The organism is Microvirgula curvata, from assembly GCF_054781615.1.
In genome coordinates, this window is record NZ_BAAGUB010000004.1 from 375,543 (window position 1) to 398,507 (window position 22,965).

General features: G+C 65.0%; 20 protein-coding genes. 12 read left to right on the forward strand and 8 right to left on the reverse strand.

The genetic code is table 11. From position 1 onward, the window contains the following. Positions 1-65 precede the first annotated feature (65 nt). On the forward strand, positions 66-4,268 hold the full coding sequence (locus ACYVG8_RS03945) for an autotransporter outer membrane beta-barrel domain-containing protein (RefSeq protein ID WP_460745046.1): 4,203 nt from the start codon (positions 66-68) through the stop codon (positions 4,266-4,268). Between the two features lie 122 nt (positions 4,269-4,390). Beyond that, positions 4,391-5,062 (forward strand): transglycosylase SLT domain-containing protein, encoded by a 672-nt coding sequence (locus ACYVG8_RS03950; RefSeq protein WP_156952530.1) that lies wholly within the window; start codon positions 4,391-4,393, stop codon positions 5,060-5,062. On the opposite strand, the gene ACYVG8_RS03955 is transcribed toward ACYVG8_RS03950, so the two are convergent. The 3 genes from ACYVG8_RS03955 to ACYVG8_RS03965 all read right to left on the reverse strand — a co-directional run bounded on the left by ACYVG8_RS03955 (position 5,049) and on the right by ACYVG8_RS03965 (position 6,774). Continuing rightward, on the reverse strand, positions 5,049-5,549 hold the full coding sequence (locus ACYVG8_RS03955; RefSeq protein ID WP_028499443.1) for an RDD family protein: 501 nt from the start codon (positions 5,547-5,549) through the stop codon (positions 5,049-5,051). The genes ACYVG8_RS03950 and ACYVG8_RS03955 overlap by 14 nt on opposite strands. A 62-nt stretch (positions 5,550-5,611) precedes the next feature. After that, positions 5,612-6,031 carry a DUF3106 domain-containing protein gene (locus ACYVG8_RS03960; RefSeq protein WP_107889066.1) on the reverse strand — a complete coding sequence of 140 codons (420 nt, stop codon included), beginning with the start codon at positions 6,029-6,031 and terminating at the stop codon, positions 5,612-5,614. Continuing rightward, on the reverse strand, positions 6,028-6,774 hold the full coding sequence (locus ACYVG8_RS03965) for a hypothetical protein (protein WP_460745047.1): 747 nt from the start codon (positions 6,772-6,774) through the stop codon (positions 6,028-6,030). The genes ACYVG8_RS03960 and ACYVG8_RS03965 overlap by 4 nt, the downstream gene beginning before the upstream one ends. A gap of 277 nt (positions 6,775-7,051) precedes the next feature. On the opposite strand from ACYVG8_RS03965, the gene ilvB reads away from it, so the two are divergent. The 6 genes from ilvB (at position 7,052) to ACYVG8_RS03995 (ending at position 13,985) form a co-directional block, all read left to right on the forward strand. Continuing rightward, positions 7,052-8,809: a biosynthetic-type acetolactate synthase large subunit gene (gene ilvB / locus ACYVG8_RS03970; protein ID WP_028499446.1), complete on the forward strand. Its 1,758-nt coding sequence runs from the start codon at positions 7,052-7,054 to the stop codon at positions 8,807-8,809. A 20-nt stretch (positions 8,810-8,829) separates the two neighbouring features. Then, entirely contained in the window at positions 8,830-9,321 is a 492-nt protein-coding gene (gene ilvN / locus ACYVG8_RS03975) for an acetolactate synthase small subunit (protein WP_028499447.1), read from the forward strand. Positions 9,322-9,416: 95 nt separating this feature from the next. Continuing rightward, a complete protein-coding gene (ilvC, locus tag ACYVG8_RS03980; protein WP_028499448.1) occupies positions 9,417-10,433 on the forward strand; it encodes a ketol-acid reductoisomerase in 1,017 nt (338 codons plus the stop codon). Between the two features lie 151 nt (positions 10,434-10,584). Next, positions 10,585-11,703: an S-(hydroxymethyl)glutathione dehydrogenase/class III alcohol dehydrogenase gene (locus tag ACYVG8_RS03985; protein ID WP_107889065.1), complete on the forward strand. Its 1,119-nt coding sequence runs from the start codon at positions 10,585-10,587 to the stop codon at positions 11,701-11,703. A 1-nt stretch (position 11,704) separates the two neighbouring features. Beyond that, positions 11,705-12,541 carry an S-formylglutathione hydrolase gene (fghA, locus tag ACYVG8_RS03990; RefSeq protein ID WP_460745048.1) on the forward strand — a complete coding sequence of 279 codons (837 nt, stop codon included), beginning with the start codon at positions 11,705-11,707 and terminating at the stop codon, positions 12,539-12,541. Positions 12,542-12,686: 145 nt separating this feature from the next. Next, positions 12,687-13,985, forward strand: a complete 1,299-nt coding sequence (locus tag ACYVG8_RS03995) for a transporter family protein (protein WP_028499451.1) — start codon at positions 12,687-12,689, stop codon at positions 13,983-13,985. A gap of 143 nt (positions 13,986-14,128) precedes the next feature. Here ACYVG8_RS03995 and ACYVG8_RS04000 read toward each other — a convergent pair whose 3' ends face one another. From ACYVG8_RS04000 to ACYVG8_RS04020, 5 genes are all read right to left on the reverse strand, one after another. Further along, positions 14,129-14,860, reverse strand: a complete 732-nt coding sequence (locus tag ACYVG8_RS04000; RefSeq protein WP_146745121.1) for a hypothetical protein — start codon at positions 14,858-14,860, stop codon at positions 14,129-14,131. Positions 14,861-14,890: 30 nt separating this feature from the next. Continuing rightward, complete coding sequence (locus ACYVG8_RS04005; RefSeq protein ID WP_199489859.1) at positions 14,891-15,592, reverse strand: C39 family peptidase; 702 nt, start codon at positions 15,590-15,592, stop codon at positions 14,891-14,893. A gap of 117 nt (positions 15,593-15,709) precedes the next feature. Continuing rightward, entirely contained in the window at positions 15,710-16,639 is a 930-nt protein-coding gene (locus tag ACYVG8_RS04010) for a hypothetical protein (protein WP_036386083.1), read from the reverse strand. A 112-nt stretch (positions 16,640-16,751) separates the two neighbouring features. Continuing rightward, positions 16,752-17,369 carry a hypothetical protein gene (locus tag ACYVG8_RS04015; RefSeq protein WP_028499454.1) on the reverse strand — a complete coding sequence of 206 codons (618 nt, stop codon included), beginning with the start codon at positions 17,367-17,369 and terminating at the stop codon, positions 16,752-16,754. Between the two features lie 10 nt (positions 17,370-17,379). Next, a complete protein-coding gene (locus ACYVG8_RS04020) occupies positions 17,380-17,793 on the reverse strand; it encodes a hypothetical protein (RefSeq protein ID WP_036386088.1) in 414 nt (137 codons plus the stop codon). Between the two features lie 392 nt (positions 17,794-18,185). Between ACYVG8_RS04020 and ACYVG8_RS04025 the strand changes: the two genes are divergently transcribed. The 4 genes from ACYVG8_RS04025 (at position 18,186) to ACYVG8_RS04040 (ending at position 22,600) form a co-directional block, all read left to right on the forward strand. Next, complete coding sequence (locus ACYVG8_RS04025) at positions 18,186-18,830, forward strand: phosphatidylserine decarboxylase (protein ID WP_028499456.1); 645 nt, start codon at positions 18,186-18,188, stop codon at positions 18,828-18,830. 71 nt (positions 18,831-18,901) lie between these two features. Continuing rightward, positions 18,902-19,690, forward strand: coding sequence for a CDP-diacylglycerol--serine O-phosphatidyltransferase (pssA, locus tag ACYVG8_RS04030; protein ID WP_169735647.1), 789 nt, complete (start codon positions 18,902-18,904; stop codon positions 19,688-19,690). Positions 19,691-19,864: 174 nt separating this feature from the next. Continuing rightward, on the forward strand, positions 19,865-20,656 hold the full coding sequence (locus ACYVG8_RS04035) for a dioxygenase family protein (protein WP_028499457.1): 792 nt from the start codon (positions 19,865-19,867) through the stop codon (positions 20,654-20,656). 153 nt (positions 20,657-20,809) lie between these two features. Continuing rightward, positions 20,810-22,600, forward strand: coding sequence for a 2-isopropylmalate synthase (locus tag ACYVG8_RS04040; RefSeq protein ID WP_028499458.1), 1,791 nt, complete (start codon positions 20,810-20,812; stop codon positions 22,598-22,600). Positions 22,601-22,965 lie beyond the last annotated feature (365 nt).

Consider the following 22,965-nt stretch of genomic DNA (forward strand, 5'->3'; position numbering starts at 1 on the left):
ATCAGCGCCTTTTCTTGTTAAGCCAACGCCAATACCTGCTCAGGCAGCGCTTGCTTGAACCGGGCTTGAGTGGCACATGCCGACGTTTGCTGGCAGCCTTCTTCCGGGCCGGCGGCTCGGTGGCGGTCGCCGGCGCCATGGCGGCGCCGGCGGCGGCCGGCAACTCACCGCCGTATACGCTGGAACTGATCAACGCCAGCGATGCCGGCACGCCCGGCAAGGAAATCCGTGCCGATGACGCCCGGATTGTCAGTGACCACCCGATCAGCGCGGCACAGGGGGCCACCGCCCTCCATATCATCGGTCAGCGGGCCGATGTGCAGCGGGTCCGCAAGACATTGAATGTCAATGGCAGCCAGTCGGTCGGCATCAAGGTGAAAGGCCACCGTGCCCGGCTGTCGCTTGATGGCGGTGGCCGGATCGTCAACGGTGCGACCGGCATCGCCATTGACGGCAACCAGGCGCAGGTCCGCCTGTCCCGCCCGTTCAATGTCGGCGGACCCCTGTCCACCGGTGTCAGGATCGTCGGATACTCGGCCCGTGCCCTCGGCGAGGGCTTCGGCACGGTACTCGACCGGGCAACCGCCTTCCACATCATCGGCGACCGGGCCCGGGTCGAACTGTACGACCCGGCGCTGGACCAGGCCGCCGCCCCGCAGGAACCGGGCGGCATCATTCCTTACCAGCTTCCGGTTTCCGCCACCACCGGCCCGGCGTCAGGCCAGACATCGGGCCAGGCCAGACCGGCCGGCAGCGTGACGGCTGGCGCCACCGGCATCCGGATCTCCGGCATCCGTTCCATGGTCCGTCTGCACGACTCGTCGACCATTGACGGTGCGGATTCGTACGGTGTCGTGCTGGAAAGCCCGAGAGGCGAGGTCTATCGCGATGGCGGCAGCATGCGGATCTCCGGCGGGGGAACCGGCATCGCCGCCCGGGGCGCCTTCAGCCAGGTCTCGCTTCAGGCCGGCACCACCGCCGTGACCGGGAACGGCTCAACCGGCATCATGATCAGCGCCGGCAACACCCGGCTCGACACCCGGACCAACAGCCTGCTGACCGTCGACCAGGACGCGGTGGGCATCCGCATTGCCGGTTCCCGGGCCCAGGCCAGCCTGGGCGGCCGGATTACCGTCGGCCCGGGCGCCACGGCACTGCAGGCAATAGGCCAGGTCAGCCCGGACGGCATCCCCGAAGAAGGGGCCATGGCCATCAACGGCCATGCCGCCACCATCACCGCCCGCGGGCTTGGCGCCAGCGGCATGGCCGCCAGCGGACAGGACAACACTTCCCTTCCACACCTGATCAACCGGGGTCTGATCGATATCGATCCGCTGCATCTGGAAGCCGGCAAACCGGCGCCAGCCCCGGAGGCCCTGGCCATACCCGTGCATGAGCTGGGCTTCGGCCTGTCGGTCAGCGCCCCTCTCGGCGGCCAGCGCACCACCCGGGCCAATGCCACCAATGAGGGAACCATCACCGTTCACAATGCCGGCGTCGGCATGGTGGCCTCGTTCCCGGGCGCCATCGTGACCAACCAGGGCATCATCAATCTGGAAGCGGACGCATCATCCCGGTCAACCAGTGGCCGGCACTACGGGATGGTCGCCCTCAATGGCGCCACGGCACTGAACGACACCCAGGGTGTGATCAATGTCAATGCAGATGGCGCCCAGGCCTTCCATGCCGACAGCAGCAGCATTCTGATCAACCGGGGCGCGGTCAACCTCAACGGTGTTCCGATGCCGGAAGCCCGGTTACCGCACCAGCCGGATGTCACGCCGACCGGCTCCGACGATCAGCAATTCGTGGTTTCGGCACCGCTTGATCTGGGAGGTCGCAAGCTGAGCGTGGGAGGCCAGGGCAGAGGGGCAAGCCAGTCTCCGACCGGAACGCCGCTGGCCAAGGGATCGAACCGGATGCTGATCACCAGCACCTTGAGCAACGGCACCCTTTTCATCCACGGGGACGGTACGCTGACCAATGATGGCAGCGCCAGGGACGTCACGCTGGTGGCGCTCGGCACCATGCGCAACGCGCTCGGCGCGACCCTGACCCTGAGCAGTAACAAGTCGAGCATGGTTCATGCCGACATGGTCAACAGCGGCACGCTGACCCTGAGTCAGCCACTCAAGGTCACCGGCACGCTGACCAACCGGCCAGACGGCAGCATTCACCTGAGCGGTGCCGGCGCCCTGCGCTACGGTCAGGGCGGCACCGTCGTCAACCACGGTAACGTCATCGCGGAAAAAGCCGGCACGGGCAAGAGCCGGCACGCGATCTATGTTGCCAGCCCGGGAGGCGGGCTGGCCACCAACACCGGCAAGCTGGTGGCGCGCGACGGCTACGGCATCATGACTTCGGCCGGCCCGATGGGACCGGCACCACGCGGTAACGTCCCTTCCGCATCCGGCACGCGTGACCCGGCACGCAGCCTGTTCATCAACCGCGGCAGCATCGATTTCACCGCCACCGGCCGTACCCGCAGCGCACTGCGGGTCCACCAGCATACCGGTCACGACCTCCTCAACGACGAGGGCGGGGAAATCACCGTTCGCGGCGACAAGGCGATGGCGATGCACAGCAACAGCGATTCACAGCTGGTCAACCGCGGCATCATCAATCTGGGCGAAAAGGGAACGACCGATACCGGCATGGCCGCCATGGTCCTGAGCAAGCGCAATACTTCCGGCGCCATCGTCAACGACGACAGCGGCGTCATCAATGTCCACGCCAGCCGCTCTCATGCGTTCCAGATCGCCGGCACCGGCAGCATCCTGATCAATCGAGGCAAGGTCAACCTGCTGTGCCCGGATAAAAGTTGCGGCGTATTCAGGAATACCAGTACCCGCGGCCGTGACGTCAGCGGCACGGAGGCTGACACCGGTTTCGTTTTCAACCCCCTTTTCAGTCAGCAGAAGGACAAGCCTGAACCTCAGGCACTCCGTGCCACACGCTCGCTGGCCGGCTACGTGATCGGCACCCGGCCCGACGGCGGCGCCGGCACGCTGGACGGCGCACATCTCGATGCCAGCGCGGTCAGCATCGACACCACCTTCGCCACCGGCACGGCTTCGCGCCAGGCCCGCTTCGACAAGGTGCTGCGCGGCAGCCGCATCGACGGTATCGAGCATATCCGCTCACGTTCCGCCGCCTGGCATGCCCAGGCCTATCGTGACGGCGACGGCGATGTCGGCGTGATGATGACCAAGAACGACTACCGCCAGCTGGTGCCCGACGCCGCACTGCAGCCGATCGCCGCGGCGATGGAACAGGGCTATGACGGCAGTCCGCTGTTCCGCAGCCTCGAACTGGCCTCGGTTGCCGATATCGGTCATGCGCTGCGCCAGTTGTCCGGCGCCGGCATTGCCGCCTCGCTGCAGCCGCTGCGCACACTGGAACAGCGCTTCACCCGCTTCAGCGATGACATGCCCGGCAACCGGGCCGGCTTCGGCTTCCGCCTGGTCGGCAGCCGGCATGGCCAGCCCGAAGCCAGGCTTGGCAGCTCGACCTATGACCTGGTCGCCCTGCGCCAGCGCTTTGAACTCGGCCACGACGCCCGGCTGACCGCCCGCTACGGCTTTGCCAGCGTCAAATCCGGATCGACAACGAATGCCGGCCTCAATGGCCGCAGCCAGCTGTTCGGCCTGCACTATGCGCAGCCGCTGGGTCGTGCACAACTGGAAGGAGAGTTCCGATACACGCAGCATCAGGCAGGGACCCGACGCACGCTGCGCTATGGCGATGTCAACCTGCAACCGCGTGCAGACCAGCGTCGTGACCAGTTCAGCAGCCAGTTCAGCCTCGCCATGCCGCACACGCTGGCGTCCGGCCTGACCCTGGAACCGCTGCTTGGCCTGAAATTGCGCCACCAGCGTGATGCGGCACTGACCGAACGGGATGCCGGCACCTACGCGCTGCGACTCTCGGCGGCACGCGACAGCGCCGTGGACGGCGTGCTCGGACTGCGCGTCCGTTACGACGCCATCAACTTCCGCAACGGCCGCGGCTGGCGGGCAGACGCCGAACTGCTGGGTCGCCCGACGCTGTACCGGCAGGCCGGCATCCGCCAGGCCGGCTTCGCCAGCGTCCCGGCCGCCGGCCGCTTCGAGCTGCCGGCGAGCGGCAACCACCGCCTGGGCTACGACGGCAAGCTCGGCCTCAGCCACCACGGCAGGGACAGCCGTTTCGAGGTCAGCGCCTTTGCCAGCCGTGACAACGGCGCCAGTGACGTCGGCCTGTCGACGAGCTACCGCTACGCCTTCTAGACTTTTCCTGCGTACCGACCCCCGTCGCGGCTTGCCGCTGCGGGGGTTTTCTGTTTCCAGGCGGCAAGGGCATGGTTCCGACCGGTTTGCGCTGGCCGCACCGCTCTGCAACACTGCGCCCCATGACGACCCTCCGCGCCCGCCCCCTTCTCCTCGCCTTGTGCCTGCTGTGCGCGCTGCCGGCACAGGCCGGTGCGCAACGCGAGGAACGCATGGCGGCGGGTGTCGCCAGTGCGATGCGTGACGGGCTGAACGAGCGCACGCTGCCGCGCATGGAGTTCGTCAATGCGGAAGAGGGCCGTGACTGGCTGTTCGAGATGTCGCGCCGGCTGGAGGCGCGGCTGCCGGATCGCCAGTGGCGCGAACGCCTGCTGGTCTCCATCCACTACGAAGCCACCCGCGTCGGTCTCGACCCGCAACTGGTGCTGGGCCTGATCCAGGTCGAAAGCGGGTTCAAAAGCCAGGCGCAGTCAGGCGTCGGCGCGCGCGGGCTGATGCAGGTCATGCCGTTCTGGCTGGGCGCGATCGGTTCGCCCGGACATGACCTGTTCGAGTACCGTACCAATCTGCGCTATGGCTGCGTGATCCTGCGCCACTATCTCGATATCGAGCGCGGCAATCTGTTCCGGGCGCTGGGACGCTACAACGGCAGCCTCGGCCAGTCAGGCTACCCGAATGCCGTGCAGGCGGCATGGAAGCAATGGCAGTGGAACTGGTCGCCGACGCTGCGCGCGGCGGCCACCGAGCGGCCGGCGCGAACCGACCGGCTGCATCAGGGCATCAGCAACGAATGATGCGGGTGCCGGCCAGGCGATCCTGCAGGAAGCGGCGGTCACGGTCGAACAGGCTCCACAGCAGCGGTACACAGGCCCATGCCGTGACCGCAATGGCGATCCAGCGTTGCGACGGATTGAAGTGCGCCCAGCTCCAGGCCGGCAGTACCGGCGCATAGAACAGCGCGGTCACCACAAAGCGCACCACGGCCTGCGACCAGCGCAGGCGCCCGCCGTCGCGCGCATCGGTCAGGCGCAGCTTCCAGGTTTTCATTGCCAGCGTCTGTCCGCTGCGAATCCAGCAGTAGGCAAAGTAGCCGAACACCACGGTCAGCAGGTAGACCTGATACAGCAGGTCGAGCCAGGGCAGCTTGCCGTAGAAGGAAAACAGCGGCTGGAATACGCCTCCCGCCACCACCACCAGGGCGGCCAGCAGGATAAAGTCGTAGCACAGGCTGCCGAGTCGGCGCAGCTGGCCGGCGGGCAGGAAGTCGGCGGTATCGGTCACGTAGTCAGTGCCCTCTGGCGAAAAACGCCATTCTAGAGGGTGGGCGGCTTGCGGTCATCGGCTCAGCGCGCCGACGGAGCATCCGGTGTTTCGATCCCGGCCGCCGGCTCGCGCCCTTCGCGAACCCGCTCGCGCTCGGCCAGTTCCGCCAGTGCGGCGTCCCGCGCCGCCGGCGGCAGGGACTCGATCCGGTCGAACGTCCGGCGTGCTGCCTGCCGGTCCGGCATTTCCATCAGTGCCCAGTCGTACAGGTGCAATTGCACATTGGTCTGCTCGGCCGGCGTCAGCGACGCCCAGTGACCGACCAGGGCCAGAAACTCCTGTTTCTTGCGCGGGTTGTAGCGATTCCACTCCGGCTGCAGCGGCGCCAGCACGCTCTGCTCCTGCTCGGTCAGTTGCGACCACGGCGGGTTGACCGGTCGCCCGGAGGGCGAACAGGCGACCAGCGCCAGCGTCAGGCACAGCATCCACACCCTGCTCATCGTCCCTCCCCGTCCGGCACGAACGCGGCCGGCGGCAGCTCATTGGCCAGCAAGCGCAGATCGCGTGCGGCATCCTGGCGATTGCCGAAGCGCATCTGCACCCCGACGGCAACGCAGACCAGCAGCAGCGTCACGCCCAGTCCCCAGGCTACCCGGCGCAGCAGCAAGGCATGCCGCAGCCGCCAGCAGCGCCAGGTGGCGGACGGGGTCAGGATCGGCGCGGCCCCTGCCGGGGCCGGGGCCGGCACCGCGTGCAGCCGGGTGATGCCGGTGGTGATCAGCGCGACCGGATCGTCGATATCGTGTCCCTGCTGGCGCATCAGCACCAGCAGGTGCGCCCGGGCCTGCGCGGCGCGGGCGGCCACGGCGCGCGGCAACGCGCCCAGCGCTCGTGCCGCGTCGTTCACCGGCAAGCGGTACAGGTCGACGGCGAACAGGGCGTCGCGCTCCGCAGCGGGCAGCACGCGCAAGGCGCGCTGCCAGGTCGCTTCCAGATCCAGCCTGGCATCCGGTTCCAGCGGCTCGGCCTGACGCGCCAGTTGCCGGCCAAGCCGGCTCATCTCCCGCACCCAGGCCAGCGGCAGCAGACCGGCATCCAGCGCCGGCCCGTAGCACGCCAGCCGTGCCATCAACGCCGCGACCCCGTCCGAGGCCTGCCCAACCTCGCCCGAGCAGGCGAGAAAGTAGCGTTCGGCAATCGGCACGAGCGGGGAAACGAGAAATTCTCGGGAAGGACCGGACATTTTTCCAGTACAGAATGACGAGGGAAAACCGTGATGCAGCCTAACAGATTATTGCCACATCCGGCGCTTGCGCAGCACGCAATACGGCTAACGCACCGTTATGTGGCATGGACGACTCCGTGCCGGTGCCATGGTCACGCAGAAGGAGGATTCTCCAGCAAAATCCGGGCTGTGGCTGTTTTTTTGCAAAGCACAAATCCGCTTGACCGCCCTTTGTCATATCAGCTAACTTCGATTGCCACCCGTAATGATGAAACTGGCATCAAGAGGCTATCAAATGGAAATCTCCGGCGCCGAAATCGTCGCGCGCTGTCTGCAGGAAGAAGGGGTCGAATACGTCTTCGGCTACCCGGGCGGGGCAGTGCTGGAAATCTACGACGCAATCTTCAGACAGGACAAGTTCAAGCACGTACTGGTACGTCATGAACAAGCTGCCGTACACGCTGCCGATGGGTATTCCCGCTCCAGCCAGAAAGTGGGCGTTGCCCTGGTGACCTCCGGTCCCGGTGCGACCAATGCCGTGACCGGCATTGCCACGGCCTACCTCGACTCGATCCCGCTGGTTGTCATCTCCGGCCAGGTCGCGACACCTGCCATCGGGCTGGATGCGTTCCAGGAAGTCGACATGGTCGGTATCACCCGGCCGTGCGTGAAACACAACTTCCTGGTCAAGGACATCAACGACCTTGCGGAAACCTTCAAGAAGGCCTTCCACATCGCCCAGACCGGTCGTCCCGGCCCGGTGGTCATCGATATCCCGAAGGACGTCACCCAGGCACGCATCGAATTCAACTACCCTGACTCGGTTCACATCCGCAGCTATCAGCCGGCCGGCCGCGGCCACCCCGGCCAGATCCGCAAGGCGGCGCAGCTGATTCAGGAAGCCAAGCGGCCGTTCATCTATGTCGGCGGCGGCGCGATCCTGGCCAATGCCTGTCCCGAGGTCACCGAGCTGGCACGCCTGCTCAATGCCCCGGTGACCAACACGCTGATGGGTCTCGGCGCCTACCCGGCCACCGACCGCCAGTTTGTCGGCATGCTCGGCATGCACGGCACCTACGAAGCCAATCTGGCGATGCAGAACTGCGACGTGCTGATCGCGATCGGCGCCCGCTTTGATGACCGCGTGGTGTCGGTGCCGGAAAAGTTCACCGCCGTGCCCAAGCGCATCATCCATATCGACATCGATCCGAGCTCGATCGCCAAGCGCGTGAAGGTCGACATCCCGATCGTCGGGCATGTGCGCGATGTCGTCACCGAGCTGATGGCGCAGATCCGCCATGAAAACCTGCTGCCCGATCCGGCCGCCGTGTCCGCATGGTGGGAACAGATCGAAGCCTGGCGCGAGCCGCAGTGTCTGCGCTACCGCCAGGACAGCGAGATCATCCAGCCGCAGTTCGTGGTGGAAAAGCTGTATGAAGTGACCGGTGGCCAGGCCATCGTCGCGTCCGACGTCGGCCAGCACCAGATGTTCGCCGCGCAGTACTACAAGTTCGACCGTCCGCGGCAGTGGCTGAACTCCGGTGGTCTGGGCACGATGGGCTTCGGCCTGCCGGCCGCCATGGGTGCGCAGCTTGCCAACCCGGACGCCGTCGTCGCCTGCATCACCGGCGAAGGCTCGATCCAGATGAACATCCAGGAACTGTCGACCTGCAAGCAGTACCACACGCCGGTCAAGGTCATCAGCCTGAACAACCGCTACCTCGGCATGGTCCGCCAGTGGCAGGAGTTCTACTACGGCAACCGCTATTCCGAGTCGTACATGGATTCGCTGCCCGACTTCGTCAAGATCGCCGAGGCCTACGGCCATGTCGGCTTCAAGATCGAAAGCCCGGCCGACGTCGAGCCGGTGCTGCGCGAAGCCTTCGGCCAGAAGCTGAAGAACCGCCTGGTCTTCCTCGACTTCCGCACCGATCCGACCGCCAACGTGTTTCCGATGGTCGGCAACGGCAAGGGGCTGGACGAGATGGACCTGCCGCCGCACATGTCCGATCTGCCTTCGGCGTCGGACCGCGACTACACCAACTTGTGCTAACGGACGGGGGAGAAAATACCATGCGTCACATCCTGTCCATTCTGCTCGAAAACGAAGCCGGCGCGCTGTCGCGCGTCGTCGGGCTGTTTTCCGCCCGCGCCTACAATATCGACTCGCTGACCGTGTCCACCACCGAGGACTCGACGCTCAGCCGCATGACCATCGTCACGCACGGATCCGATGACGTGATTGAACAGATCACCAAGCAGCTCAACAAGCTGATCGAGGTGGTCAAGGTCATCGACCTCAACGAGTCCGAGCATATCGAGCGCGAACTGATGCTGATCAAGGTTCGCGCCGCAGGCAAGGATCGCGAGGAAATGAAGCGGATGGCGGACATCTTCCGCGGCCGCATCATCGACGTGACCGAAAAAAGCTATACCATCGAGCTGACCGGCACGAGCGACAAGCTCAACGCGTTCATCGAGGCCATCGACCGTGCGGTCATCCTCGAAACGGTCCGCACCGGCGCCTCCGGCGTCGGCCGTGGCGAGCGCATCCTGAAAATTTGAGAAACCCCGGCAACACCCGCTGAAACTGGCGGCACTGACTGGCCGCCGCGCCGCATGCGACGCGGCCCGTTTCACGCAGCATGGAGAGAAATACAGTGAAGGTTTACTACGACAAAGACGCCGACCTCAGCCTGATCAAGGGCAAGAAGGTCGCCATCATCGGTTACGGTTCGCAAGGTCACGCCCACGCGCAAAACCTGAAGGATTCCGGCGTAGACGTCGTCGTTGGCCTGCGCAAGAACGGCGCATCGTGGAAGAAGGCCGAAACGGCCGGCCACAAGGTCAAGGAAGTCGCCGAGGCGGTCAAGAAGGCCGACGTGGTCATGATCCTGCTGCCGGACGAATCGCAGCCCGAGGTGTACGCCAGCGACATCGAGCCGAACCTGAAGAAGGGCGCGGCCCTGGCCTTCGCCCACGGCTTCAACGTCCATTACAACCAGATCGTGCCGCGCGACGACGTCGACGTGATCATGATTGCGCCGAAGGGCCCGGGCCACACCGTGCGCTCCGAATACCTGAAGGGCGGCGGCGTGCCGAGCCTGATCGCCGTGTACCAGGACAAGTCGGGCAAGGCCCGCGACGTGGCGCTGTCGTATGCTGCGGCCAACGGCGGCACCAAGGGCGGCGTGATCGAAACCAACTTCCGCGAAGAAACCGAAACCGACCTGTTCGGCGAACAGGCCGTGCTGTGCGGTGGTGCGGTCGAGCTGGTCAAGGCCGGTTTCGAAACGCTGACCGAAGCCGGTTACGCGCCGGAAATGGCCTACTTCGAGTGTCTGCACGAGCTGAAGCTGATCGTCGACCTGATGTACGAAGGCGGCATCGCCAACATGAACTACTCGATCTCGAACAACGCCGAGTACGGCGAGTACGTGACCGGCCCGGAAGTCGTGACCGAAGCGACCAAGGACGCGATGCGCAATGCACTCAAGCGCATCCAGTCCGGCGAATACGCGAAGATGTTCATCCTCGAAGGCAAGACCAACTACCCGAGCATGACCGCCCGCCGTCGCCTGACCGCCGCTCATCCGATCGAACAGGTCGGCAGCCAGCTGCGCGCGATGATGCCGTGGATCGCCAAGAACAAGCTGGTCGACCAGAGCAAGAACTGACCGGACTGCACGCCCCCGTTATCGCGGGGCGTCAGGCTGTTCCCGAACCCTTCGCCATTGGCGAAGGGTTTTTCATTGGCGGGCGGCCCGGCCATAATGGCGGCATGCCGGCCGCCGCTTGCGCGGCCCCCGCCCCCACTGGAGCCGAACCATGAAATCACGCGCCGCCGTTGCCTTTGCTGCAGGCAAACCCCTGGAAATCGTCGAGATCGACGTCGAAGATCCGCGCGCCGGCGAAGTGCTGGTCCGCATCACCCATACCGGTGTCTGCCACACCGATGCCTTCACCCTCAGCGGCGACGACCCGGAAGGCATCTTCCCGGCCGTGCTCGGCCATGAAGGCGGCGGCATCGTGGTCAAGGTCGGCGACGGCGTCACCAGCGTCCGGGAAGGCGATCACGTCATTCCGCTGTACACGGCCGAATGCGGCAAGTGCAAGTTCTGCCTGTCCGGCAAGACCAATCTGTGCCAGGCCGTACGCGCCACCCAGGGCAAGGGCCTGATGCCGGACGGCAGCACCCGCTTCTCGTACAACGGCCAGCCGATCTACCACTACATGGGCTGCAGCACCTTCAGCGAGTACACCGTGGTGCCGGAAATCTCGCTGGCCGTGGTCAATCCGGAAGCGCCGCTGGAAAAGGTCTGCCTGCTCGGCTGCGGCGTCACCACCGGCATCGGCGCGGTGCACAATACCGCCAGGGTCAAGGCCGGCGATACCGTGGCCATATTCGGTCTCGGCGGCATCGGTCTGGCCGCCATCCAGGGCGCGGTGCAGGCCAGAGCCGGCCGCATCATCGCCATCGACACCAACCCGGACAAGTTCGCGCTGGCGCGCAGCATGGGTGCCACCGACTGCATCAACCCGAAGGATCATGCGCGGCCAATCCAGGACGTCATCGTCGAGATGACCGACGGCGGCGTCGATTTCAGCTTCGAGTGCATCGGCAATGTCGACGTGATGCGCGCGGCACTGGAGTGCTGCCACAAGGGCTGGGGCGAAAGCATCATCATCGGCGTGGCCGGCGCGGGCCAGGAGATCCGCACCCGCCCGTTCCAGCTGGTCACCGGCCGGGTCTGGCGCGGTTCGGCCTTCGGCGGCGTCAAGGGTCGCAGCCAGCTGCCGGGCATGGTGGAACAGGCGATGCACGGCGAGATCGACCTCGATCCGTTCATTACCCACACCCTGCCGCTGGAACGCATCAACGAAGCTTTCGACCTGATGCATGAAGGCAAATCGATCCGCACGGTCATTCACTTCCAGGGCAGTTGACATGGAGCGCATAGCACGCAACGCCTGCTTCGGCGGCTGGCAGGACGTCTACCGCCATACCTCGGCCGTGCTCGGCTGCCCGATGCATGTCGCGGTCTACCTGCCGCCGCAGGCGCAGCAGCGACCGGTGCCGGTGCTGTACTGGCTGTCCGGCCTGACCTGCACCGAGCAGAACTTCATCACCAAGGCCGGCGCACAGCGCTACGCAGCCGAGCATGGCATCATGCTGGTCGCGCCGGATACCAGCCCGCGCGGCGACGGGGTCGCCGACGATCCCGCTTACGACCTCGGCCAGGGTGCCGGCTTTTACGTCAATGCCACCCGCGCGCCCTGGGCGGCGCACTACCGGATGTATGACTATGTGCGCGACGAATTGCCGGCACTGATCGAAGCCTGCCTGCCCGCCGGCAGCCAGCGCGCCATCGCCGGTCATTCGATGGGTGGCCATGGCGCGCTGGTGCTGGCACTGAGAAACCCCGGTCGTTACCGCAGCGTCTCGGCCTTCGCGCCTATCGTCGCTCCCGGCCAGGTGCCGTGGGGAGAAAAGGCGTTTTCCGCCTATCTGGGCGATGATCGCGAACTGTGGCAGCAATATGACAGCTGCAAACTGCTGGCTTCTGCAACGGAAAGACTGCCGCTGCTGGTCGATCAGGGCGAAGCAGACGATTTTCTCGCCACCCAGCTGCAACCGGAACGACTGCGGGCCGCGGCCGCGGCAGCCGGCCACCCGCTGACGCTGCGGCGGCATCCCGGTTATGACCACAGCTATTATTTCATCGCCAGTTTTATCGGCGACCACATTGCCCACCATGCACGGGCGCTGTTCGCAGCGGACTGATCGACGGCAAATCCGCCCTGGCTGGTTCCCGGCCGCACATCGGCAGGAAAAATCCGACTGGGAAAACTTCATCCATGTGCCATAAATGACATACGCGACGGCGCGCGGGGTGCGCGCTGTCCGAAACATTCATACCGGGCCGCGCATGAAGCCATCCCTCCTCGTTCCGTCCTGTATCGCCGCTGCCGTCTCGCTGGCCTGGGCTCCCGCCGCCTTCGCTGCCGTGGACAATGCAGAAGTCCAGCGCCTGACCCAGGAACTCAATCTGCTCAAGCAGCGCTACGCCGCGCAGCAACGCACACTTGATCAGCTCGAAACCCGCATCAAGGCGCTGGCCGCCGCCTCCGGCGCCCCGCCGGCCACGGCAGCAGCCGGAAGCAGTGCCGGTGCCGCCGCAACGGCGGGGGGCGACTTCGCGGCAGCCGGCGGTGCGGCCGGCAGCGGGGCGGCAATCGGCACGGTCCAGCAGGCTGCCGCACAGGATATCCCGCCGCAGAAGAGCGTCGAGGACATCTACCAGAACGCCAGCGGCTTCCTGACCGGCAGCCGCTTCTCGCTGGAAGCCGGGCTCACTTATTCGCACTACGATTCGCGCCAGTTGAACGTCAGCGGCTTCTATGCGCTCGACTCGATCCTGCTCGGCAGCATCAATCTCGACCGCATCAAGAGCAACACCTTCACCTTTGACCTGACCGGGCGCATGTCGCTTGGTGACCGCTGGCAGTTCGATGCCAATATCCCGTTCCTGTACCGCTACAGCGATTACATCACCCAGACCGGCACCGCCGTCCCGATCGAAGCCAACGTCTCGTCCGGCCCGGCCATCGGCGATGCCAGTTTTGGCCTGGCGTACAAGCTGGTGAAAGAAGACGAGAACTGGCCGGACATCGTCGGCAGCCTGCGCGTGCGGGCACCGACCGGACGCGAGCCATACGGCATCAAGCTGGTCACGCGCGACCAGAGCGGCAACCAGGTGCTGGCCACCCCGAACGAGCTGCCGACCGGCAACGGCGTATGGGCGGTCACTGCCGGCATGTCCTTCGTCAAGACGGTCGATCCGGTCGTGCTGTTCGCCAACCTCGGCTACACCTACAACATCCGCCGCCACTTCGACGATATCAGCCAGCAGGTCGGTCAGACGCTGCCCGGCCACGTCAAGCTCGGCGACAGCATCCAGCTCGGCATGGGCATGGCCTTTGCGCTCAACGACCGCATGAGCCTCGGCATGTCGTACTCGTCGTCGATTGCCCGGAAGACCCGTATCCAGTACGACGGGCAGAGCGAACAGGATGTGCTGAACAGCGACACCCACGCCGCCGCGTTCAACTTCGGTCTGACCTGGGTGGTGAACAAGAACCTGTCGGTGGTGCCGAACCTGGCAATCGGGCTGACGCCGGATTCGCCGGATTACTCGCTGAGCCTCCGCTTCCCGTACAACTTCTGAACGCGGAAATGAAAAAGAGCCCCGGAACAAAAGGGGGTTTCCGGGGGCAAGGAGCAGGCCAGTGCATGATTATTGTTGTCTGGTCCGTGTCCCCGCACAGGCGGAAAAGACGGTCACAGTCAAAACGGGGCGCAGGTGTCGCCCTACTGGATGCCGCGCATCAGGTTGACCAGCGGCACGGTGCTGGAGCGCAGCGACGCGGCGTCGATGTTCACGGTCAGCCGGGCCAGATTGGTCACCTGATTGTGGCTGCTGATGACAGCCGTCTGCTGGCTCAGGTTGCCGTTGCCGATGCCCTGCTGCGCCGTCCCCTGCCCGGCGACCGCCATGCTCAGCGACAGACGGCCGCTCTGCAATGCCGCCAGCACATTGCCGGCCTGCAGCGTGGTGGTACCGCTGGCCGACAGGGTGCCGACCTGGGTCATGCCGGCAGTCAGCCCCGGCGCCGTGGTGCCGGCCGGCCCCACTTCCACGCCGATGCCATTGCCGACCCGGTTGCCGTCGCCGGCAATCTGTATTCCCTGCGACACCCCCTTTACCGTCGACAGGTCGGTCTGCACCACGGTACCGGTCCCTGCCGCCGCTGCCGCCCCGCCCTTGTTCCCGGACTGATAGACGGTGATGGTCGGCAAAAAGCCGTTGCCCTGCGACGCGGCAAACTTCACTGCAGCCGACTGGGTGTCGCCGGCCTGCGTTTGCCAGCTGGTGACCATTTCCAGACCGAAGCTGACGATCTGACCGGGTGCCACATACTTGCCGCGCATATTGGCCAGCATGTCGTTGCCGACCTCGGTAATGCGCAATGGCTCGGCCGCCAGCGCCGGGGCCGACAACCCCAGCCCCGCCAGACAGCCCATCCAGACAATCCGTTTCATGGTTGTCCCCCGTGACCGTGCCAGGCACGATCAGAAAAAATCGCTTTGCGTGAAGCCGAACTCCATCAGGTCGGCATCCCGTATCGGCCGGAACTCGTTCACCATCCGGCTGCGCCGCAACGGGTCCGGCGGCGTCAGCAGCACGTTGTTGCGGTTGTAGTTCGGCCCGATGACGGCCAGCAGCACACCATTCCAGCCTTCGCCGAATTCCTTCAGCGACACGCGACGATTGCCCAGCACCGGATCGGCCATGAACACCACGTCGCGGGTGGCCCGCTGCACGATGACAAAATGCTTGTAGCCGCGATAGTCGACCAGCGAGATGGTCGGTACGCGGATGGTCGGCAGGTCTTCCAGCTTCATCTGGTAACCGCGCCCGCGCAGGCCGATCGCCTCGACCAGCGTCTTCATGTCCAGCATCGAGAAACCCTGGGTCCGGACCAGTTCGGGGTCGGACACCCCCATCATGGCCTCGATCAGGTCGCCTTCATCGATATGCAGCCCATAGGCGTAACGCAGCAGCGTGGCCAGTGCGGCTGCGCCACAGCTGTAGTCGGTCTGCTGTTGCACCACATTGCGAAACCTGGCTGCCTTCAGGCTCCAGACCGGTTTCGACAGTGACACGGTACTGGAGACATCGACCCGCATCGGCGCGCTGTCCGGCGCGGCCGCCAGGGCAGGCCCCGACACCAGCAGCGCCAGCACGCCCGTCCGCATCCATTTGCGTGTCATGACATTCTCCGTTGCGCGGGAACAGCGGCCACTGCGGTCACGCTGCCTGCGCACCATTCGGCTGCAACATGGGCGCGAACCCGAAAGTCCGCGCCCCGTCCTCCCCTGCCGCTTTCCTTACTTGCCGGAAGCCGCTGCGATAACCAGCGAGTTGGCTTGCTGGTTGCCGATGCCCGAAGCGATGTTCACACCCACGTTGCCGGTGTTGTTCATCAGCGAGTTGCCGACGGCTGCAGTCAGATCGCAAGCCTGATCGGTAAAGGACTTGTTGTGGTCAAGCTGCTGGCTGGTCGAAGCGGTCGCGGAAGCCAGGATGGCACCCTTGGCATTGGCGATCGACGTGCTGTTGCCTTGCTGGTTGCCCTGACCGGCCGCCACGTTCACACCCACGACGCCGGTGTTGCCGTTGACCGAGTGCCAGACCGCGGCCGTCAGCTTGTCGCCATGGCCGATCGACCAGTTGTTCAGCTGGCCATCCTGCTCGGCCTGGCTGCTGGCAATGGCTGCCGCGCCCTTGCTGCTGGTCCCGCCATTGCCGCAATCGCCACCGCGGCAGCTGTCCGACGACACCGAGACGCCACCGGTCACGAAGGACAGGTCGGCAATGGCCAGCGCATTCGATTGCTGGTTGCCATCACCGGCACCGACGTTCAGGCCGACATTGCCGAGGTTGCCGGTCACGCTGTGATCGACGGAGGCGGACGCATTGGAGCCCAGCTCGCCGTCATTGCGATAGCTGACCTGGCGGGTGTTGGTCGCCGCATCGGCCTTGGCCGTGATGTTCAGCGTGCCGCCACCGTTGATCTTGATGTCAGTGCTGACCTTTTCGACATTGCTCTTGTCGGATTCCTGGGCGAACTTGCCGGTCGTGGTCTTGCTGGCAGTCGAGGTATTGCTCACCGTCGACGAGGTGCTCTTGGTGTCGGTGAACTTGGTGCCGCCGTCTTCCCCGCCTCCCGGAGGGTTGTAACCGCCACCAGCCAGGGCCGAGGAGGCTGCGAACGCGCCGGCCACTGCCAGCAGAACCAGTTTGATCTGGGTTTTCATGATGAGTTTCTCCTTGCTTGATTGAATGCGCGTTTGCCCGCGCCGGCATCATGGAGTCGAGAACTGCCCGTCCCCGTGAATTCCTTACTGCCACTGCCTCACTGCCAGACCATCAGGGCGCATGTACCGCCAGGGCGATGCCATTGCCTGCCTGATTGCCGTTTCCCGCGACCTGGTTCACCTGAACCACGCCACTGAGATTCTGAAAACTTGCCGCATCCATCGTGGCCTGCCGCTTGCCGCCGGCCACCTCGTTCCCGCTGCCACCACTGTCCGGCGCGGCGGAGGTCAGACCGGCCAGCCGGCTGTCGTCGACCGCACCGACATGGCTGGCCGTGGTCGTCGCACTGGCATTCGGTCCGGTCGCCAGCGCAAACTGGTTGAGCGTCTGGTTGAAACCCCCGCTGACCTGATTGACCTGCAGCACGCCGACCCCGCCCTGGAAGCTCCCGCCACTGATGCTGGCGCTGTAGTTGTTCTTGCCCAGCGCGGCCAGATCGCCGGCCGTGACCCGCTGTGCCTGCCCGGTTTGCGCGGCGGCTTGTGCAAGCCCCGCCGTCGTCGTCGACAGCACGGTCTGGTTCGCCTGCTGGTTGCCCAGGCCGGCGGCCTGGTTGACCGCCTGACGACCGACCGACTGGCCGCCGCTGCCCTGAATCAGGGTGTCCATGTCGGCCGCCGTCGCCGCCAGCGGCAGCAGCAGGACCAGGCAGAGGGGAGTGCGCTTCATGGCCATGTCCTCAGCGGATACCGAGTGAACGGGTCACGGTGTTGGCAATACTGCCGCCCAGGCTGCCCGACGCTCCGCCGCTGGCACCGCCGCCCTGGCTGCCGCCCATCGTCGACAGGTTGCTGCCGATCGGCGCCGTGACGGCCTGGGCAGTCGAACCCGACTGGGTGCCGTAAACCCCGGGCCGGGCCCCCAGCAGCGCACTGTTCGCTTCGCCGATCCCCATGCTGCCCAGCACCTCGGGCGAGCGGTCGGTGTTCACGGTGGTGGTCTGCGGATTTTTCGGCGTGTTCGCCAGCTGGAAATACGGGGTGACAGGCAGTTCGCGCCGGATGACGATATTGCCGCCGTCCGCCAGTGCCAGCCCGGCATGGGCAGCCAGCAGGCTGACCAGCATCGGGCGGAAGTAGGACGTTGTGTTCATGGCGGTCTCCGGTGTGTCGGACTTTTCTGCCCTTCATATGGCATGATGCGTGCCAACCACTCAACGCATTGATTTCAATGGATTTTTATTTTCACACCGCTGGCAGAACGCCATGACTGTTTCATATCCGAGACAGGACTTAGCCGTGAGGAATGACTCGGGCAGGCAGGGATATGCTTTGTTCATGAGTTGTCATATGCATGGAGGTAGACAACGATGAACATTCCGTCAGGCATGCTGGGACAACGTCATCCCCACCAGCGAAAATGCCGTCCGATTTTGAGAATCCGCCAGCACATTCATCCGGCCCGCCCGCCGGCAGATCAGAAAAGCTGCCTGTCACAGCAACGGCTGCTTTACAATCGTCCGCTGGTTACGAACTGAACGAGTCCATGAATCACTACCCGCACCCGATCCTGGCCCGCGAAGGCTGGCCCTACATTGTCTGCTCCGTTGCCCTGGCCATTGTCCTGAGCTATGCGATAGGTGCCTGGTCGCTGCCGTTCTGGCTGCTGGCGCTGTTTGTCGTGCAGTTCTTCCGCGACCCGGCGCGAACCATCCCGACGCAGAAGAACGCCGTACTGAGCCCGGCTGACGGCCGGATCGTGGTAGTCGAACGCACCGAGGACCCGCAGCTGAAGCAGCCGGCGATCAAGGTCAGCGTGTTCATGAACGTGTTCAACGTGCACTCGAACCGCAGCCCGGTCGATGGCACGGTGACCCAGGTCAACTACCATGCCGGCAGCTTCCTGAATGCGTCGATGGCCAAGGCCTCGACCGAAAACGAGCGCAACGCGGTATCGGTGCGGATGGACAACGGCACCGAGGTCACCTTTATCCAGATCGCCGGTCTGGTGGCGCGTCGCATCCTCTGCTACGCGAAGCCGGGCGACCGCCTGGCCCGTGGCCAGCGCTACGGCTTTATCCGCTTCGGTTCCCGGGTGGACGTGTACCTGCCGCTGTCGGCTACCGTCAAGGTTGCCATCGGTGATAAAGTGAGCGCCACTCACACCATTCTCGCCGAGCTGGCGGAATAACATCGCCTCCGGCCGCGGAGACCTTCCGCGGCTGCGCCCCCATCAGACACATGCCAGATACCCAGACAAAAATGCCCCTGCGCCGCCAGGGGATATACCTGCTGCCGAACCTGTTCACGCTTGCCGCGCTGTTTGCCGGCTTCTATGCCATCGTGCAGGGCATGAACAACCAGTTCGAGCTGGCCGCCGTGGCCATTTTCATTGCCATGATCCTCGATGGCATGGATGGCCGCGTCGCCCGCATGACCCACAGCCAGAGCGCTTTCGGCGCCGAGTTCGACTCACTGTCCGACATGGTCAGTTTCGGCGTCGCGCCGGCACTGGTTGCCTATGAATGGATGCTGCGCGATTTCGGCAAGCTCGGCTGGATGGTCGCCTTCATCTACTGCGCCGGCGCGGCACTGCGCCTGGCACGCTTCAATACCATGATCGGCGTGGCCGACAAGCGCTGGTTTACCGGCCTGCCGAGTCCGGCCGCCGCGGCGCTGGTCGCCGGCCTGGTGTGGATCGTGCACGCGTACAGCCTCGACGTGCCCGGCATCGACTGGATCGCGCTGGTGTTCACCGCCTTTGCCGGCATCTCGATGGTCACCAACGTCCGCTTCTACTCGTTCAAGGAAATCAATCCGCGCGCCAAGGTGCCGTTCGTCGCCATGCTGGTGGTGCTGGTGGTCATCCTGCTGACGGCCTCGACGCCGGCGCTGGTGCTGTTCGGCTTCTTTGTCGTCTATGCGCTGTCCGGCTATGTGCTGGCACTGCTGCGCATGGGACGCCGCAAGCCCGCGGTCGAACCGGTACCGCGTGCCGAGCTCGACATCAGCCCGGCAGACAAGGCAGACGACAGCCCGCGCCAGGACTGACGTTCGCGATCGGCAAGGCCAGCAAAAAGGGAACCCGCGGGTTCCTTTTTTGCTGGCCTGTTGCCACGCGATTGTTCCGGTTTTCGCTACAAACCGTACCGAACCAGCCGGTTTATCTCCCGGGCTGGCAGTGCGACACTGGGCCATCGACACATCCGCCGCGAAGGAGCCCTCATGTCCACCCTGCCCACCCTGTTCGTCTCCCATGGTTCGCCAATGCTGGCACTGGATACCGGCGAGATCGGTCATGCCTGGCGCACGCTGGCTGCCAGCCTGCCGCGCCCGCGTGCCATTCTCGCCGTGTCGGCACACTGGAACACGCCGGCGCCGGTACTGTCGACCGCCGCGCAGCCGGCCACCATCCACGATTTCTACGGTTTCCCCGCCCCGCTGTACCAGCTGCAATACCCGGCCCCCGGCGCGCCGGCGCTGGCGCGGGAAATTGTCGATCTGCTGGCCGGCGCCGGCATCGAGGCCACGACAGATCCCGACTACGGTCTCGATCACGGCGCCTGGACGCCGCTGCGCGAACTGTATCCCCAGGCCGATATTCCGGTGCTGCAGCTGTCGGTCCAGCCACGCCGTGATCCGGCCTGGCATTACCGGGTCGGCCAGGCCCTGTCGGCGCTGCCGGCCGACGGCGTGCTGGTACTGGCTTCCGGCAGCCTGACCCACAATCTGCGCGATGCCATGTCCGGCCTGCCGGCCCAGCCCTATGTCGAGGCGTTCGCCGACTGGATGTACCGGACGCTGACGGCCGGCGCGGTGGACAGCGCGCTCGACTATCGCCACCAGGCACCGGGCGCCACGCGTGCCCACCCGACCGACGAGCACCTGCTGCCGCTGTTCGTCGCGCTGGGTGCCGCCGGGGCCGGGGCCCGGGCCACACGTTTCTATCACGGCGAGGACAGTGCGCTGTCGATGGACAGTTATCGCTTCGATCCGGTGCCGTCCGCCACAGCCTGATGCGCCTTTTTTCAACAACAATATCGGACAATATGTCCGATATTTTTGTTTGGACATGGGAAAAATGAAGTTTTTTACGCTTGATTACGATTTTTGTTTGACCGGTTGTCCGATATTGGGTAAGTTTCCTACAGCACTTCAGGAAAGACACCCATGTCATTGGACATTGCAAAACTGATCGACGACTTTGGCGGCCCCGCCACCCTGGCCGATGCGCTGACGCGCGCCTGGCCCGAGGAGCCGATCAGCCGCGCAGCGGTGTACAAATGGCGCGCACGCGGCGGCCTGCCGCAGGCGCAGCTGAACAAGCTGGCACAACTTGCGGCACAGCAAGGCCGGCGTTTCGATCTGAACACCTATCTGCTCACTGCGAGCGCGCCTGACCCCCGGAGAAATAGTGAAATGAGCGACCGCCTCTATATTTTCGACACCACCTTGCGCGACGGCGAACAAAGCCCGGGCGCGGCGATGACCAAGGAAGAGAAAATCCGCATCGCCCGCCAGCTGGAACGTCTGGGGGTGGACATCATCGAGGCCGGTTTTGCTGCCGCCAGCCCGGGAGACGCGGAAGCCATCCATGCCATCGCCGGCATCATCAAGGACAGCACGGTCTGTTCGCTGGCCCGCGCCAACGAACGCGACGTGCGGGCCGCCGGTGAAGCCATCCAGCCGGCCGCGAAGGGCCGCATCCACATCTTCATCGCCACCAGCCCGATCCATATGGAGAAGAAGCTGCGCATGACGCCGGACGAGGTGGTGGCCGCCGCGGTCAGTGCCATCGCCGTCGGTCGCGAATACACCGATGACATCGAGTTCTCGGCCGAGGATGCAGTCCGCTCCGACATCGACTTCCTGATCCGCATCTTCGAGGCGGTGATCAAGGCCGGCGCCCGCACCATCAATGTCCCGGACACGGTCGGCTACAGCATTCCGTCGGTCTGGCAGGAACACATGCGCACGCTGATCGCCCGCGTACCCGGCGCCGACCAGGTGATCTGGTCGACCCACTGCCACAACGACCTCGGCATGGCGGTCGCCAATTCGCTGGCCGCGATCCAGGGCGGCGCACGCCAGGTCGAGTGCACGATCAATGGCCTTGGCGAGCGCGCCGGCAATGCGTCGCTGGAAGAAATCGTCATGGCGATCAAGACCCGCAAGGACGTGTTCGGGCTGGAAACCCGCATTGATGCCACCCAGATCGTGCCGACGTCCAAGCTGGTATCGACCATCACTGGCTATCCGGTACAGCCGAACAAGGCCATCGTCGGCGCCAATGCGTTCTCGCATGAATCCGGCATCCACCAGGACGGTGTGCTCAAGCACCGCGAAACCTACGAAATCATGTCGGCCGAAAGTGTCGGCTGGTCGACCAACCGCCTGACCCTCGGCAAGTTGTCCGGCCGCAACGCGTTCCGCACCAAGCTGACCGAGCTCGGCATCGAGATCGCCAGCGAGGTGGCACTGAATGCAGCCTTCGCCCGCTTCAAGGAGCTGGCCGACCGCAAGCGCGAAATTTTCGACGAAGACTTGCTGGCGCTGGCCAACGAAGAGCTGAGCGCCCATGAGCCGGAAGCGTTCAGGTTTGTGTCGCTGAAACTGGCGACCGAAACCGGCGAGTCGCCGCGTGCCGAGATCGTGTTCAACCAGCAGGGGCAGGAATGTCGTGCCGAGTCCAGCGGGTCCGGCCTGGTCGACGCCACGTTCAAGGCGATCGAAAGCGTCGCCAGCAGCGGCAGCGAGCTCGAACTGTACTCGGTCAATGCCATTACCCAGGGTACCGACAGCCAGGGCGAAGTCACCGTGCGTCTCGCCCGCGACGGCCGCGTCGTCAATGGTCAGGGTGCCGACACGGACATCATCGTCGCCAGTGCCAAGGCCTATCTGTCGGCGCTGAACAAGCTTTCCCAATCCGAACGGCTGCACGCTCAGCACAGCAGCGTCTGAACCGCTCCAGATCCCGTCGGCAGATGTCATCCATCTGTTAACCGACCCGTCATCGCCAACGCGGCGCGATCCGCCGCCGAGGTCAGGAAATACCGTCCGGCCGTGTGATCCACGCCGTCGACGCCGGGCCGCCCTTACCAAGGGCGGCCTCGACTGCTTGCAGGGGTGGGCACCAGCGGCAGCAGTGGCGCCGGTACACGCCCGGCTGACAGCAACCGTCATGAGCACGGCAGTCGCCTGATTGAACCCGATCCCTTCCGTCCCCGCCGCCGCGGGGAAACCTCGCTTCGCTCGTCCGTTCTTCGCTCTCTTGCAGGGGGGGCACCAGCGGCAGCAGGGGCGCCGGTACACGCCCGGCTGACAGC

Excerpts from the sequence above, each read along its gene's own strand:
- ACYVG8_RS03950 (WP_156952530.1), top strand. The coding sequence starts at position 4,391 with ATGACGACCCTCCGCGCCCGCCCCCTTCTCCTCGCCTTGTGCCTGCTG.
- ACYVG8_RS03960 (WP_107889066.1), bottom strand. The coding sequence starts at position 6,031 with ATGAGCAGGGTGTGGATGCTGTGCCTGACGCTGGCGCTGGTCGCCTGT.
- ACYVG8_RS03965 (WP_460745047.1), bottom strand. The coding sequence starts at position 6,774 with ATGTCCGGTCCTTCCCGAGAATTTCTCGTTTCCCCGCTCGTGCCGATT.
- ilvB (WP_028499446.1), top strand. The coding sequence starts at position 7,052 with ATGGAAATCTCCGGCGCCGAAATCGTCGCGCGCTGTCTGCAGGAAGAA.
- ilvN (WP_028499447.1), top strand. The coding sequence starts at position 8,830 with ATGCGTCACATCCTGTCCATTCTGCTCGAAAACGAAGCCGGCGCGCTG.
- ACYVG8_RS03985 (WP_107889065.1), top strand. The coding sequence starts at position 10,585 with ATGAAATCACGCGCCGCCGTTGCCTTTGCTGCAGGCAAACCCCTGGAA.
- fghA (WP_460745048.1), top strand. The coding sequence starts at position 11,705 with ATGGAGCGCATAGCACGCAACGCCTGCTTCGGCGGCTGGCAGGACGTC.
- ACYVG8_RS03995 (WP_028499451.1), top strand. The coding sequence starts at position 12,687 with ATGAAGCCATCCCTCCTCGTTCCGTCCTGTATCGCCGCTGCCGTCTCG.
- ACYVG8_RS04000 (WP_146745121.1), bottom strand. The coding sequence starts at position 14,860 with ATGAAACGGATTGTCTGGATGGGCTGTCTGGCGGGGCTGGGGTTGTCG.
- ACYVG8_RS04005 (WP_199489859.1), bottom strand. The coding sequence starts at position 15,592 with ATGACACGCAAATGGATGCGGACGGGCGTGCTGGCGCTGCTGGTGTCG.
- ACYVG8_RS04010 (WP_036386083.1), bottom strand. The coding sequence starts at position 16,639 with ATGAAAACCCAGATCAAACTGGTTCTGCTGGCAGTGGCCGGCGCGTTC.
- ACYVG8_RS04015 (WP_028499454.1), bottom strand. The coding sequence starts at position 17,369 with ATGAAGCGCACTCCCCTCTGCCTGGTCCTGCTGCTGCCGCTGGCGGCG.
- ACYVG8_RS04020 (WP_036386088.1), bottom strand. The coding sequence starts at position 17,793 with ATGAACACAACGTCCTACTTCCGCCCGATGCTGGTCAGCCTGCTGGCT.
- ACYVG8_RS04025 (WP_028499456.1), top strand. The coding sequence starts at position 18,186 with ATGAATCACTACCCGCACCCGATCCTGGCCCGCGAAGGCTGGCCCTAC.
- pssA (WP_169735647.1), top strand. The coding sequence starts at position 18,902 with ATGCCCCTGCGCCGCCAGGGGATATACCTGCTGCCGAACCTGTTCACG.
- ACYVG8_RS04035 (WP_028499457.1), top strand. The coding sequence starts at position 19,865 with ATGTCCACCCTGCCCACCCTGTTCGTCTCCCATGGTTCGCCAATGCTG.
- ACYVG8_RS04040 (WP_028499458.1), top strand. The coding sequence starts at position 20,810 with ATGTCATTGGACATTGCAAAACTGATCGACGACTTTGGCGGCCCCGCC.